The sequence below is a fragment of the Bacillus sp. EB106-08-02-XG196 genome, from assembly GCF_013396335.1.
Classification (GTDB): Bacteria; Bacillota; Bacilli; order Bacillales; family Cytobacillaceae; genus Neobacillus.
In genome coordinates this window covers 153386-167167 of record NZ_JABWSY010000006.1, presented here as the reverse complement: position 1 = coordinate 167167, position 13782 = coordinate 153386, and the positions used below count along the sequence as shown (strand labels likewise).

Annotated in this window: 17 protein-coding genes; 5 read left to right on the top strand and 12 right to left on the bottom strand. The window is 38.3% G+C overall.

The window, feature by feature from the left end; translation table 11 throughout:
• Positions 1-72: 72 nt before the first annotated feature.
• The 3 genes from MLOOGBEN_RS11250 to MLOOGBEN_RS11240 all read left to right on the top strand — a co-directional run bounded on the left by MLOOGBEN_RS11250 (position 73) and on the right by MLOOGBEN_RS11240 (position 3424).
• Complete coding sequence (locus MLOOGBEN_RS11250; protein ID WP_179158347.1) at positions 73-585, top strand: YjcG family protein; 513 nt, start codon at positions 73-75, stop codon at positions 583-585.
• 6 nt (positions 586-591) lie between these two features.
• Positions 592-1014 carry a GNAT family N-acetyltransferase gene (locus MLOOGBEN_RS11245; protein WP_179158346.1) on the top strand — a complete coding sequence of 141 codons (423 nt, stop codon included), beginning with the start codon at positions 592-594 and terminating at the stop codon, positions 1012-1014.
• Positions 1015-1138: 124 nt separating this feature from the next.
• Complete coding sequence (locus MLOOGBEN_RS11240; protein WP_179158345.1) at positions 1139-3424, top strand: ATP-dependent helicase; 2286 nt, start codon at positions 1139-1141, stop codon at positions 3422-3424.
• Positions 3425-3467: 43 nt separating this feature from the next.
• Here MLOOGBEN_RS11240 and spoVIF read toward each other — a convergent pair whose 3' ends face one another.
• The 7 genes from spoVIF to MLOOGBEN_RS11205 all read right to left on the bottom strand — a co-directional run bounded on the left by spoVIF (position 3468) and on the right by MLOOGBEN_RS11205 (position 7125).
• Positions 3468-3722, bottom strand: a complete 255-nt coding sequence (spoVIF, locus tag MLOOGBEN_RS11235) for a sporulation-specific transcription regulator SpoVIF (protein ID WP_179158344.1) — start codon at positions 3720-3722, stop codon at positions 3468-3470.
• A 140-nt stretch (positions 3723-3862) separates the two neighbouring features.
• Positions 3863-3979: a YjcZ family sporulation protein gene (locus MLOOGBEN_RS11230; protein WP_179158343.1), complete on the bottom strand. Its 117-nt coding sequence runs from the start codon at positions 3977-3979 to the stop codon at positions 3863-3865.
• A 97-nt stretch (positions 3980-4076) separates the two neighbouring features.
• A complete protein-coding gene (gene spoVAE / locus MLOOGBEN_RS11225) occupies positions 4077-4433 on the bottom strand; it encodes a stage V sporulation protein AE (protein ID WP_179158342.1) in 357 nt (118 codons plus the stop codon).
• A 5-nt stretch (positions 4434-4438) separates the two neighbouring features.
• Positions 4439-5464 carry a stage V sporulation protein AD gene (gene spoVAD, locus MLOOGBEN_RS11220; RefSeq protein WP_179158341.1) on the bottom strand — a complete coding sequence of 342 codons (1026 nt, stop codon included), beginning with the start codon at positions 5462-5464 and terminating at the stop codon, positions 4439-4441.
• Positions 5465-5941, bottom strand: coding sequence for a stage V sporulation protein AC (spoVAC, locus tag MLOOGBEN_RS11215; protein ID WP_179158340.1), 477 nt, complete (start codon positions 5939-5941; stop codon positions 5465-5467). It abuts the gene before it with no gap.
• Between the two features lie 16 nt (positions 5942-5957).
• The gene (locus MLOOGBEN_RS11210) at positions 5958-6329 is read right to left on the bottom strand and encodes a YhcN/YlaJ family sporulation lipoprotein (RefSeq protein ID WP_256989044.1); all 372 of its coding nucleotides are present in this window, start codon (positions 6327-6329) and stop codon (positions 5958-5960) included.
• Between the two features lie 445 nt (positions 6330-6774).
• A complete protein-coding gene (locus MLOOGBEN_RS11205) occupies positions 6775-7125 on the bottom strand; it encodes a DUF1360 domain-containing protein (protein ID WP_179158338.1) in 351 nt (116 codons plus the stop codon).
• Between the two features lie 125 nt (positions 7126-7250).
• Here MLOOGBEN_RS11205 and MLOOGBEN_RS11200 point away from each other — a divergent pair, with 125 nt between their 5' ends.
• Positions 7251-7766: a CotY/CotZ family spore coat protein gene (locus tag MLOOGBEN_RS11200; RefSeq protein ID WP_179158337.1), complete on the top strand. Its 516-nt coding sequence runs from the start codon at positions 7251-7253 to the stop codon at positions 7764-7766.
• A gap of 49 nt (positions 7767-7815) precedes the next feature.
• Here the strand turns inward: MLOOGBEN_RS11200 and MLOOGBEN_RS11195 are convergent, their stop codons facing one another.
• From MLOOGBEN_RS11195 to MLOOGBEN_RS11185, 3 genes are all read right to left on the bottom strand, one after another.
• Positions 7816-8310: a CotO family spore coat protein gene (locus tag MLOOGBEN_RS11195; RefSeq protein WP_179158336.1), complete on the bottom strand. Its 495-nt coding sequence runs from the start codon at positions 8308-8310 to the stop codon at positions 7816-7818.
• A 114-nt stretch (positions 8311-8424) separates the two neighbouring features.
• On the bottom strand, positions 8425-9195 hold the full coding sequence (gene fabI, locus MLOOGBEN_RS11190) for an enoyl-ACP reductase FabI (protein ID WP_179158335.1): 771 nt from the start codon (positions 9193-9195) through the stop codon (positions 8425-8427).
• A 112-nt stretch (positions 9196-9307) separates the two neighbouring features.
• On the bottom strand, positions 9308-11155 hold the full coding sequence (locus tag MLOOGBEN_RS11185; protein ID WP_179158334.1) for a monovalent cation:proton antiporter family protein: 1848 nt from the start codon (positions 11153-11155) through the stop codon (positions 9308-9310).
• 72 nt (positions 11156-11227) lie between these two features.
• Here MLOOGBEN_RS11185 and prpE point away from each other — a divergent pair, with 72 nt between their 5' ends.
• Positions 11228-11968, top strand: coding sequence for a bis(5'-nucleosyl)-tetraphosphatase PrpE (gene prpE / locus MLOOGBEN_RS11180; RefSeq protein WP_179158333.1), 741 nt, complete (start codon positions 11228-11230; stop codon positions 11966-11968).
• A gap of 76 nt (positions 11969-12044) precedes the next feature.
• Here the strand turns inward: prpE and MLOOGBEN_RS11175 are convergent, their stop codons facing one another.
• Together MLOOGBEN_RS11175 and MLOOGBEN_RS11170 are read right to left on the bottom strand one after the other, a co-directional pair.
• Positions 12045-12944 carry an RluA family pseudouridine synthase gene (locus MLOOGBEN_RS11175; RefSeq protein ID WP_179158332.1) on the bottom strand — a complete coding sequence of 300 codons (900 nt, stop codon included), beginning with the start codon at positions 12942-12944 and terminating at the stop codon, positions 12045-12047.
• A gap of 26 nt (positions 12945-12970) precedes the next feature.
• Positions 12971-13771 carry an NAD kinase gene (locus MLOOGBEN_RS11170; protein ID WP_179158331.1) on the bottom strand — a complete coding sequence of 267 codons (801 nt, stop codon included), beginning with the start codon at positions 13769-13771 and terminating at the stop codon, positions 12971-12973.
• Positions 13772-13782: the final 11 nt, after the last annotated feature.

Below are 13782 nucleotides of genomic sequence, written 5' to 3'. Positions count from 1 at the left end.
TGCTATAATATCAAGAAGGTCCATGGCTGCACTGATTAAAGAAAAATTCTTGTTTATATGGAGGTTACACAAATGAAATTTGGGGTTGTTATTTTTCCATCAAAAAAACTACAGGATTTAGCTAATTCCTATCGTAAGCGTTATGACCCGCATTATTCACTCATTACTCCACACCTAACGTTGAAAAATGCATTTGAAGCCAGTGAAGAGGATGTTGTTCACTTTACTGATAAATTAAGGCAAATTGCAAGCAATACCAATGCGTTTACATTAAAAACAACTAAAATTAGCTCTTTTCAGCCAGTAAATAATGTGATCTATTTTAAAGTAGAGCCAACTGTAGAGTTAAATCTATTACATCATGAAATCAATCAAGAATTTAGTGAGCAAAATTTAGAATACGCCTTCGTTCCACATATTACGATTGGTCAAGAGCTATCAAATGATGAGCATTCAGATGTTTATGGCTCATTAAGAATGAAAAGATTCGATCATGAAGAAACTGTTGACCGATTCCATTTACTCTATCAGTTAGAAAATGGTTCTTGGACGGTTTATGAAACATTTCGCCTAGGAAAGGAATAATCACCTGTGAATGTAAAAGTTGTAGAAAATGAAATAGAACTTGAAGATTCTTTTTCTGTCAGAAGAACGGTCTTTATTGACGAGCAAAATGTTCCTGCCGAAGAAGAAATTGATCAGCATGAGGATGAATGTACCCATTTTGTTGCCTATCATGAGGGTTCACCAATTGCAGCCGGCAGGTTCCGTGTCGTCGATGGCTACGGTAAGGTAGAACGAATTTGTGTATTAAAAGAAGCTAGAAATACTGGCTCTGGAAAAGCCATTATGAGAGAAATTGAAGCTTATGCTCTCAAAAAGGATTTACATAAATTAAAATTGAATGCTCAAACACATGCTATCCCATTTTACGCTGGTCTAGGTTATGAGGTTGTTTCCGAAGAATTTTTAGACGCTGGTATTCCTCATAAAACCATGATAAAAAAAATTTAATTTCAAGCGCTTGCCCTTAAGTGGCAAGTGCTTTTTTCATTTCTTGAATAGACGGACACTTTTCGTTATTCCCTGGTTTTGATATGATAGAGTTTGTCGTATTTTTGAAAAAAGAGGCTAAATAATGAAAACTGCTATGCATCAAAATCAAAGGATTGTTCTTGAACAAGTAGCTAGAGAACAATATCAAATAATATATTTGCAGGGAAAAAACAATGAATTATCCTGCCCTGTATGTAATGAAAAGGTACGTTTATTTCTTGGTATACTGGAAGAACCTTATTTTTATCATATAAAATCTCCGGAACATTCATGCCCAGAACCCGTAATGGAAGAAATGGAACCAATTATGGTAGAGCGGAATGGATTTCGTATCCCCCAAGGAAGAACCATTATTGAAACAACTAAAAGTACCAGCACATTCCGTCCAGCAACAACGATCGAATGCTCACTGCCATTTAAAAAAACGGAAGGTTTAAACCATATTGAACAAGACTCCTATCTAAGAGAGCTGGCAGCAAATGGAGTTATACTTGATAAAAGTCAAGCAGCAGCTGTTATGGAAACTGAAGGCTCATTATTAGTCCTTGCAGGTGCCGGCAGCGGAAAAACACGAGTACTCACAACGCGTACTGCTTATATGCTAAATGTGGAAAAAATTGACCCGCGTACCATCATGCTCGTCACATTTACCTCAAAAGCTGCTGGCGAAATGAAAAATCGATTGATGTCCTATCCGAAGATTAATAAGGGACAAATAAATAACTTGGTGACAGGCACCTTCCATAGTATTTTTTACCGTATCCTTATGTTTCATGAGGGGAGTACTTGGTCCGGAGAGCGTCTGTTAAAAAAGGAATGGCAGCGTGATAAGATTTTGAAAGAGGCTGGTAAGGAAATCGATTTATCTGAAAAGGAATTTGCCTATGATTTAGCCCTTCAGCAAATTGGCTTTTGGAAGAATTCACTTGTATTTCCTCATGAAGTGAAGCCGCTGACTGATTGGGAAGAAAAAGCTGCCTTCCTTTATAAGAAATATGAGGAATATAAAGCTCAAAAAGGCTTATTTGATTTTGACGACATGTTGATAGGATGCTATCAGCTGCTGAGGTCTAATTCTTCTCTTCTCGACCTATATCAAAATCGCTTTCAGTATTTTCTGATTGATGAATTTCAGGATATTAATAAAGTCCAATATGAACTGATAAAACTGCTCTCAGGCAAGCATAAAAATGTTTGTGCTGTTGGGGATGACGATCAGGCTATCTATTCCTTCCGAGGCAGTGACCCTAGTTATCTGTTAGAGTTTGAAAAGGACTTTCCTTATGCAAAATTGGTTTCACTTGAGCAAAACTACCGCTCCTCTCATGAAATTGTCTCAACTGCCAATGAGATGATTGCGAAGAATAAAGTTCGAAGAGTAAAGAATATGAAGGCACAATTTGAATTCGGTACCTATCCTTTCCTCTTCTTCCCTTTTAATGAGGAAGAAGAAGCAACGATGATTGTAACCGACATCCAAGAGAAAATCGTGCAAGGAGCAAAACCATCTGATTTTGCCGTTTTATATCGGACCAACGCTGGTTCTCGGGCTGTATTTGAACGTTTAGCAAGTTCGAACCTGCCTTTTAAAATTGATTTGGATTCAGAGGCTTTTTATGAACGGCGAATTGTAAAAAGCGTTCTTTCTTTTCTGAAAATAAGCTTAGATGAAGATGACAATCAGGCATTAGCTGATATTTTACCTGCTCTTTTTTTGAGTCAGACTGCCCTTAAGGATTTAAAGGCTGAAAGCATTCTTAAAGATTGTACCTATCTAGAGGCCCTATCGCATTTAAAAACAAAACATGCTTTTCAAGAAAAAAAATTAAAAAAGGCCGTACAGCTCATTCGCTCGTTGAAATTTGCATCACCGCTTAAGTCAATTGAAACGATCGAAAAGGAATTGGGTTTTCTTGACTTTTTGAAGAAACGAGGAAATGAATCGAATCAACAAGATAAAGGCTCTGATGATTTAAAGGATTTAAAAGTTGCAGCAAAAAGCTTTTCGAGTATTCAATTCTTCCTGTCACATACGGAGCATATGTCTGCAATGAACAAGGAAATCAAAAATTTAAGCAAGCATTTTCCTGATGCCATAAGTCTAAGCACTATCCATCGGGCAAAGGGATTAGAATACAAAAATGTATATATCATAGGAGCGGTCGATGGCAGCCTGCCGCATGATTACGCATTGGAAAGCTTAAGAAATGGCGACTTTGCAGCACTGGAAGAAGAACGAAGACTTTTTTATGTGGCGATGACACGGGCAAAGCATGGACTTTTTATCTCTGTTCCCCAGAATCGAAGAGGTAAAAAGGCTAACCCTTCCCGTTTCTTAACACCTTTAATGAAAAAAAGGAAAAAATAATGAAAAGACCTGTTTCCACAACATGGAAAGAGGTCTTTTTTACTTATTTCTTATTAATCATTTTTGAAATCGTATTAAAATCAAGTTGTTTTCCATCACTAACGATAGATTGCACAATTTTATCTTCCGTTTCCTTATTTACTGGTTTATTTGCAATTTGCGAAACTCGGCGGATAACATTGCGAACGGTTTTTTCATCTTTAAAATTTGCATTTTGTAAGGAATTCGCTAATTCTAGAATATCTTTCATATTAACGCCTGTTTTCTTTTCAACATTTTTAAAGAAACCATTATCCATGGTAAAAATCACGCTCCTTTATAGGCTACTGTTATTGTATGAAGGAGTGATAAAAACGTGAAAAAGATTAACTAAAAGAAAAAGGCTGGCCAACTGATATGGGCCAACCTATTCTTTCGATGCTTTGCTTATGCTGTTTTTTAATAAAAGCTAGCACCGACAATGATTAAAAGAATGAATAATACGACGATTAAAACAAAAGTTGAACCGCCGCCATATCCACCACCGTAGCCACAGCCGCCATATCCATAGAACATAAAGTGTCACCTCACTTTGTAAGTCTCACTAATAACATATGAGATAAAGCTTCAAAGTGTACTAGGCGACACGCTGCAGACAACCTCTGAAATTTTCTTAACCCTTTGGTTTAAAGATTAATGCACCAATAAATCCAAAAATAATTGCCGCTGAGATACCAGAACTGGTAACCTGAAACATGCCAGTTAAAACTCCAATCAGCCCATGCTTTTCTGCGTCCTGCAAGGCACCATGGACTAAAGAATTTCCAAAGCTTGTGATAGGGATCGTTGCACCCGCACCGGCAAAATTCATTAGTGGTTCATACAGCCCAAAACCATCTAATACGGCGCCTGCCACTACTAGTAAACTTAGTGTATGGCCGGGTGTAAGCTTAGCAACGTCAAATAGAAGCTGTCCGATCACACAAATCAATCCTCCAACTACAAATGCCCAAAAAAACATCGCTAACATGCGTATTACCTTCCCTCTTCATTCATTTCAATGGCCACCGCATGTGCGATACATGGAATCGATTCTTTTTGCTGAAAACTAAGCGGTGACAAAAGTGCCCCAGTTGCAACCACCAATATCCGCTTATACCTTCCCTTTTGCAACTGGTTTAGTATATGGCCATATAAAACAACAGCTGAACAACCCGCACCGCTCCCCCCGGCTTGAACCGGCTGATCATCCTTATAAAGTAATAGACCACAATCTTGAAATTGTTTCCGTTCTAATTTAAGCCCACTCTTCCCAAGTAGTTCAAAGGCGGTGTCATGTCCAATTCTGCCCAAGTCACCTGTAATAATTAAATCATAGTAAGATGGGTCTAGTTCCATATCGCGAAAATGAGCCATGATGGTATCTGCAGCCGCAGGCGCCATGGCCCCTCCCATATTAAAAGGATCTGACAATCCCATATCGATAACCTTTCCAATCGTTGCCGAGGTGGTAACAGGCAGCTGTTGTCCAGGGCTATTTTGTGTAATCAAGCCAACCCCAGCACCTGTAACCGTCCATTGGGCCGTCGGAGGCTTCTGACCTCCATACTCAGTTGGATAACGAAATTGTTTTTCAGTAGCAGCATTATGGCTCGAGGCTCCAGTTAACACGTTTCTCGCCCCTTGGTAATTGACAACAAAAGATGCTAATGCCAATCCTTCCATAGAAGTCGAGCATGCACCAAAAAGTCCGAAATAAGGAATTTGCATGGTTCTTGCCGCAAAGCTAGTGGGAGTTATTTGATTAATTAAATCTCCAGCAAATAAAAATTCAACTTGTTCTTTCTCTAATTTTGCTTTTGCTAAAGTGGTTCTTACTGCCTCTTCCAACAGAACTCTTTGTGCCTTTTCATAGGAATCCATCCCCATCCATAAATCCTCATGAAGGATATCAAAGTCATTAGCGAGGTTTCCATTTGCCTCAAAGGGACCTCCGGAAACACCTGTTGCCGCTATCATTGGCCGGTTATTAAAAACCCAAGATTGATGCCCTTTTAACAATTACAAAACCCCCCACATTCCCAGCAGCGTTTTAATTAGCGCAACAACAAACGCAGAGAACACTCCGAATAGAATAACTGAGCCAGCAAGTTTAAACATATTTCCGCCAACGCCCAATACAAAGCCTTCTGTTCGGTGCTCGATTGCAGCAGAAATAACTGCATTCCCAAATCCAGTGACAGGCACAGCACTTCCGGCGCCAGCATACTGTCCAAGGCGATCATAGACACCAAATCCGGTTAGCAGCATTGACAAGAAAACCATTGTTGCTACTGTCGGATTACCAACATTCTGTTCTGTGAAATGGAAAAAGTATATGTAAAAATAACTTATTGCTTGCCCCACAGCACAAATTAATCCACCTACCCAAAACGCCTTTATACAATTTTTTAGGACAGGTCTTTTAAGCTCATGCTTCTGCTGAAGCTGCTGATATTTTTGCTGCTGGGGCGTCATATTTTTCTGCTTGCTCGCCATTGATATTCATCCCTTCTTACTTCATATCTGATGACATTTTAACAATCTCGTTAAAACGTTTTTCCGCCTGCTTATCAGAAAGGCTTCCATTATTCTTCCTCTCAACTAGGCGCACAGCTTCTAAAAATATCTTATAGTCACTCGACACTGTGAAATTTTCCTTCGGATATTTTTTTTCTAGGGTTTTGTTTAAATCCTTTTCAATTTCTTTCATATTGAATCGTTGCATATGTTTCACTTTATATACAACAAGTGTATCCTTTTTCCCTTTTACAACTGCAACATCATAAATCTCATCGAAACTTTCTACTTCCTTCTCAATTTTTTCTACTTTGTCCTGGCCCTTATTTTTCTCTGTAACAGTTGGGGTAGGATTGGTCGTTTTCATGAGAGCCAGTTGGCTCTCCTTCTCATTTGGCCCCTGACTACAAGAGCTCATTATAAATATAGATACAAATAACATAAGCCGAATTATGTAGACCATTTATTTTCCTTCCCTTATCCGAATTATAGAAATACCACTCCAATATAGTTTTTTCGAAGTTAACAAAAATTATGACTTGATTGTGGTAACTTTTATTTTTTAGCTTCTAGAGGGCAAAAAAAACTGCCATTATATTCTGGCAGTTAACATTTATCTTTGAGTTTTTTTACCGCAGCCGCACCCTTTTTTCTTAGTCGTTTTCTTCGTTTGAGTAGTTTTTGTTGATTGCGTTTTCTTATTATCTATATTCACCCTATTCCCACTCCCATATCGTTATTTCTACTACTAATAAGATATGTTAGAAATATATAACTTGTCTCGGGCGTACAACCATTTTAGCTTATTTCTCTTATATCCAAAGCTGAACAAAAGATTCTATAATTGCCGCCAAACCCGCAACTGCAAAAACGACAATAATGGGTACAAATAAGGACGGTAAAAAAAGGTATCCAGTTATAACTGCTGCTGAAATCCACACGCCCGTACACCAATAACAGCTTAACAGCTCTCCAATAAATTTTTTAATGGGTGTACTCTTCGGAAGATAATACAACTCTACAATACCTTCTTCGTTTTCTTCTTCAATTTCATCAAAAAACGGCTGCCTTAGAAATTCAGTAATTTTGTCAAAAACAATAAGCCTAGTTAATCGGAAACAGGCTAATCCCAATATAATAAAAGTTAAAAGATCAATGTTCATTTTTTCTATCCTTTCCATTTAATCAGCCTAATTTTAGTCAAAAAGGCGTTTGTCCGTTACCCAATTGGTCCTTTTTAAATATGTTAGTAGTGTAAGATATATATCTCGGATAGGAGGAGTAATTAATGGGTTGTGGCAGAAATAGTGACTCACGGAGCAGCAGCAATGGCTGTGTATGTGATGTTGTTCGTGCTATAAAAGACATCCAGGATAATGCTGTACTAGATGATGATTGTGTAGATTGTCCAAGTTGTTTCTTAGAACCGCTTGGTTCATTGGTGTCGCCAGCAAGAAGAGATCGTGCTGATACTCGTGTATTTGTATTAAAAAACGCTGATGGTTCACCATTCCACGCGTTCTTTAGCCCCGAAGGCAATGCATGCGTTTCAATTTTCTTCCGCGTAGAAGATGTATTTGATAATTGTTGTGCAACACTTCGTGTTCTCATTCCAGGGCGTAGAGAAGGCGGGAACTTTATCCCAATTAACCTAGTTGCCGGCGGAGACAGATGCTGTATTAACCTTGAAAGAGTCTGTCAAGTGGATCGCTTCCGCGCAAGCAATGACTGTATAACAGTTGATTTAAATTGTTTCTGTGCAATACAATGTATTGCTGATGTAGACCTTGGTCTATGTGACTAATTCTTTGTAATAAAATGAGCCAGTCGATAACCCGGCTGGCTTTTTTTGTTTACCTCTTTATGCCTATCATCATGACATCTTTTAAATTTTTTAAAGATATAGTCTCAGTTGTTTGATTTGGAAAGCGAATCGTTACATCCTGTTCATTGTATGCAACTAAATATCCTTGTAAATTTTTTTCTTCGGTATAAAAGACGCAAGGAACTGACGGCAATGCTTTAGGGAAGTTTTCTAGGTATTCTAACCGCTCCATAAGGTCCATTTCTCTAAAGCCTTTTACTTTGTTAAATGTACGGGGTTTTTCTTTTTGAATATTGTGGTCCTGTTTCACTTCTTTTTCTTTTGACTCTTTAGGTATTTCTGTCTTAGCCAGTGAAACCTCAAAGAACTTTTTCTTGTTGCTTTCTTCCTCAAGCTCTGGTTCTTCAATTGGCAGCTGAACCTCCTGCCTGTTTGTAAAAACTTCCTGCATATTTTTTACAGGTGTATCTAGAAAAGTCTGTGAGACGTAAAGTAACGGTCCACGCTTTGTCTTTTTCTCCATCCAATTCACCTCCATTTACCTAGCCCTACACTCTATATGTATGCAGTTTGCCTATTGCCGTTCTTAAAAAATATACATAGAAAAGCCCGCTAATTAAATTAGCGGGCATTACAATTATAAAATGTGATAACCTGAATCCACATGTATATTTTCCCCGGTGATTCCTCGTGAAAGATCACTAAAAAGGAATAAAGCAGTATCGCCAACTTCTTCAGTTGTTGTGGCTCTTCTTAGCGGAGCTCTTTCTTCGACAACTCTTGTAATTTCGTTAAAATCGCCTACACCTTTAGCTGATAACGTTCGAATTGGACCAGCTGAGACTGAATTCACACGAATTCCATCTTTCCCTAAATCAGCTGCAAGATAGCGAACGCTGGCATCTAGAGAAGCTTTAGCTACACCCATAACATTATAGTTTGGTAATGCACGCTCTCCTCCAAGGTATGTTAAGGTAACAATACTGCCGCCTTCTGCCATTAACCCTCTTGCTTCCTTAGCCACAGCAGTTAAAGAATAGGAACTGATATTATGCGCTAATAAGAAACCTTCTCTTGTAGTATTTAAATATTCGCCTTTTAGCTCTTCTTTGTTCGCAAAAGCAATACAATGTGCAACTCCATGTATCGTCCCTACTGTTTCTTTAATTGCAGCAAAGCATTTCGCTACTTCTTCATCATTTGTTACATCACATGGAAGAACTAAGGTCCCTTCCGCTTCTAACGATTCCGCTAGTTCTCGGACATTCCCTTCAAGTCTTTCCCCTGCATAAGTAAAAACTAACCGTGCGCCAGCATTATGAAGCGAACGTGCAATTCCCCATGCGATACTACGTTTATTTGCTACCCCCATTACTACATATGTTTTTCCAGTTAAAGAAAGATTCATATAGAAAAAGTCCTCCCACTCCATGCATTATATTAGTTACTAGTACTTGGTACTAAGTTTACACTATTTACGAACAAATGAAAAGTATCAGCTTTCATAAGGCTATTCATCCTTAGAATTCTAATTCCCTCTTTAGCTCATCAACATACTCTTTTGACCCAGTCACAATTAAACGATCATTTAAGAGCAACTCAGTATCACCATGGGGTACAATAGAGTCCTTCCCCCGAAATATTCGAACAAAAATAACATCCCCAGTAAATGGGAACCTCCTTAGAGTCATCCCGTCGTACTGTTCATTTTGCATTCTAATTTCAAATAGTGAGGTTTCTTGATTGGTTAAAATGTTCATTACACTTGGTGCTTCAATTAATGCCCGCAACAAAGTTTTTGTTGACATAAAGGATGAGAAAACTTCAATTTCATTTTCTCTCAGACTTTGCTCAAATTCGGGACTTTCAATTCGAGCAATTACCCTGGAAACACCCATTTCCTTAGCCTTCAAAGCCAAATTAGCATTTGTCTGATCCTTGCCTGTAGAAATGACGACAATTTCCGTTTGAAAAATCTTATTCTTTTCAATTGTCTCCAAAGAATAATCAAAAATCTCAACGATATCAAATAATGAATTAGAGATTAGTTTATCTGATTTCTCCATTTTTGTATGATATAGAGTTGGTTCATATAAACCTGATTTTAATTCCCTTGAAACAGGTAGTGTAACTTGGTTTGCACCTAAAAATGCAATCCTTACCTTTGGATCTGCAGCCACTTCTTTTGGGAACAATTTCTTAAAGGCTATTGGCGTAAAAATGGAGGTGATAACGGCAACGAGAATAAGGGTTCCACTCATCTCCGGTGTAATAACCTTCATACGCTCTCCAATCGTTGCTGCAGCTATTACTAAGGATAGAGTGGATGTAAGTAAAAAACCCGAAGCAAGTACAGTCTTTTTATCGTACCAGATTTTCAGTAAATAAACCGGGACAAGCTTTGAAAGTAAAAGTCCCAATAATAATAATGGAATTAATAGCAATAGTTTTTTATTCGCAAAGAGAGACCATATATCTAACTCAACCCCAACCATTACAAAAAAGATTGGTATTAAGAATCCATAGCCGAAGGAATCTAGTTTATGGACTAGCTCCTGATTTGGAGAAAGGAGAGAGACAAGTACCCCTGCTAGGAAAGCCCCTAAAATGTTCTCTGCCCCAACAGTCTCTGAAAGTCCCACTAATACTATTATGAGCGTAAATACAGCACGGGTGCCGATTTGTACAGTCCCTTTTGACATTGATTCAAGCAAGGGACGATTTTTAAAACGTTTACCAACAAAATACAAAACAACACCAGCAGCAAACAATATAAGCAGAAGCCATGTATTCCCCTGACCTGGATCATAAATAGACACAAAAATGGCCAAAAGGATCATGGTAACTAAATCAGCCACGACTGCAACTAACAAAATGATTTGTCCAATGTTTGATTTCATTAAATGTGCTTCTTTTAATGTTGGTACAACGACACCTAGAGATATGGTTGATATAATAAGTGTCATTAAAAAGGCATTGTCTATAAAACCTGCAAATACGAACAAATAGGACAAAACAAGTGAAAAAATAAATATGCCAATAAAGATGATAGCTGAGACCAAGAAAGTGTTCGGTTCCTTTTTACCATTTGGCAGTGTATTTTGTTTCTTCCCTCCTGTGAAGGCAGTAAAATCAATTTCTAATCCACTAAGAAACATGAGAAAAATAAAGCCAAGTGTCGAGAGTGTTGATAACCACATATCTTCATGAACTACATTGAAGCCGCTTTTCCCAATCACAAGTCCCATAATAATTTCTGCAACTACAACGGGGATATAATTTAATTTTAATCGGTGCAGTATAATGGGGGTTACAAAAGCAACCGTCACTACCACCAGTAAAGATATTACAGAAGCATGCTGTTCCATAAATGGCCTCCTTCATTTCTATTTATAAAAATCACGAAACAAACAAAAAATAAATATAAGGGGGAATATTCCATGAAAATTGATATCATAGGAGATATACATGGCTGCTTGCCAGAATTTGAAGCATTAACTAAGAAATTGGGTTACCACTGGAGTGATGGAATCCCGTCTCATCCCGAAAACAGACAGTTAGGTTTTGTTGGCGATTTAACTGATCGCGGTCCCTCTTCTCTCAAGGTTGCCGAAATAGTATGGCGACTTGTAATAGAGCAGAAAAGGGCATTTTACACACCCGGAAACCATTGCAATAAACTATATCGTTACTTTCTAGGGAACAAAGTTCAAGAAACCCACGGACTCGAAACAACGGCAGCAGAATTCAAATCACTGCCACGAAAAGAACAGCAATCCATTAAAAGGAAGTTCATTGAACTTTATGATACATCGCCTCTTCACTTAGTATTAGATGAAAATAAGCTAGTTATTGCACACGCTGGGATAAAAGAAGAATTTATCGGTAAAACAAACTCTAAAGTGAAGACGTTTGTCCTTTATGGTGATATTACTGGTGAAAAACACCCTGATGGTTCTCCTGTAAGAAGAGACTGGGCTAAGCAGTATGCTGGTAAATCTATAATCGTTTACGGTCACACACCCGTAAGAGAACCAAGAGTTATTAATAATACCTATAATATTGATACTGGAGCTGTTTTTGGCGGTAAATTAACTGCCCTTCGGTACCCGGAGTTGGAAATAGTTTCTGTAGATTCTACTATGCCATACATAGAAGAAAAATTTAAAGACTTTGCTTAAAAATAGGGTAAATAATCCTATTAGCATCGACAAATTTCCTAGGAAATCACCAAAAAACGCAAAAAGGCTGACTTTTTTAGGAGTCAGCCTTTACTAATTCATACATATCTAATGGAAGGTTTGACGTGAAATTCATATCCTTGCCACTAAATGGATGAGGGAATTGAATCTTTTTACAATGTAGTGCCTGCCGATTAATGAGCGTTTGAATCCCCCCGTATAGGTCATCTCCTAATAAAGGGTGCCCAATAAAAGACATGTGAACCCTAATTTGATGTGTCCGCCCAGTCTTTAGCTGTAATTCAACGTGTGTAAACTCTTTATACCTTTTAAGTACCTTGTAATGGGTGCATGAATATTGCCCGTCACTCCGTACCTCTCTTTCAATAATACTGTCTAGCTTTCTTCCAATCGGCTCCTCGATTGAACCCTTTTCGAGTGCAAGATTACCCTCAGCAAGTGCTTCATATGTTCTTTTAACATTACCATTTTGCTGTTGTTTGCTAAGGAGATGATGAACATGCCGATGCTTTGCAATTAAGACTATCCCGGAAGTATCTCGGTCCAAACGGGTGACAATATGAGAGGTAGCTCTAATTCCAATTTCTTCATAGTATCCTACCAAAGCGTTTGCAAGGCTTCCTGTGGGATGTTCTCTCGATGGAATGGTGCTCATACCAGCAGGTTTGTTAACAACCAGTAAATATTGGTCTTCAAAAAGAATCTCCAATGGTATTTTTTCCCCTGCTGATCCTTCACTTGGGTTCTCAGGAGGAAAAATAACGGTTAAGAATTCACCCTCTTTTAATATATAGCGAACATTCACTTCAATGTCATTCACCAGAATTTTCCCGCCATTATATTTTATATCCGTTAGAGCAATTCGAGATATCTCTTCTTCTTTCAAGAATTCCCTAATCATTCGGCCTGCTTGCTGTTTACTCACTTCCCACTGAAGTTGAAAACCTGATATCATGATGTTATTTCCTCCAGCTAATAGGATTAATCGGAATCCGATATAAATGAATCATGGACCCTCTTCCAAAAAGGAAATGGACGAAACCGAGCAAAGCGAATTTTTTCATCTGGCACCCTAAATTGAATTGATTTTACATCCTTATGAAGTAAAGTAAGATGATCAACCGTTACTTGGAAATCTACCCTATTAACCGGTTTCAGCATACAAGTATGATGGGATGGCAGGATTAGCGGTGATCCAACCGTTCGAAACACGCGATTATTTATTGAAGCCATCTCTGCAACCTGTAATGCCGATATCGATGGATGGATAATAGCGCCTCCAAGTGCTTTATTATAAGCAGTACTGCCAGATGGTGTCGAAACACATAAACCATCACCTCGAAACCGTTCAAAGTGCTGGCCGCGTATTTCCACATCCATAACCAATGTCCCTTCAACACTTTTGACAGTTGATTCATTTAGTGCAAGATATCTGGATTCTTTACCTGCATGCTGGTAACGGATGATTACTTCAATTAACGGATATTCAACAACCTGATAAGGTGTTTTGGCAATCGCAATGACAAGCTTCTCAATTTCATCAGGTGTCCAGTCTGCATAAAAACCCAGATGGCCAGTATGAATCCCTACGAAAGCGGTCTTATCCAAGCGGCTGCTGTAGCGGTGAAAAGCATATAGAAGTGTCCCGTCGCCCCCTATTGAGACGACAATATCTGGCTGGTCCTCGTCGTAAACAAGATCAAAGTCAAGTAAATACGTTCTCATCTTGTGCATTAAGATATTCGACTTTTGATCTCCTTTGGATGTAATGGCAAATTTCATCATCGTATACT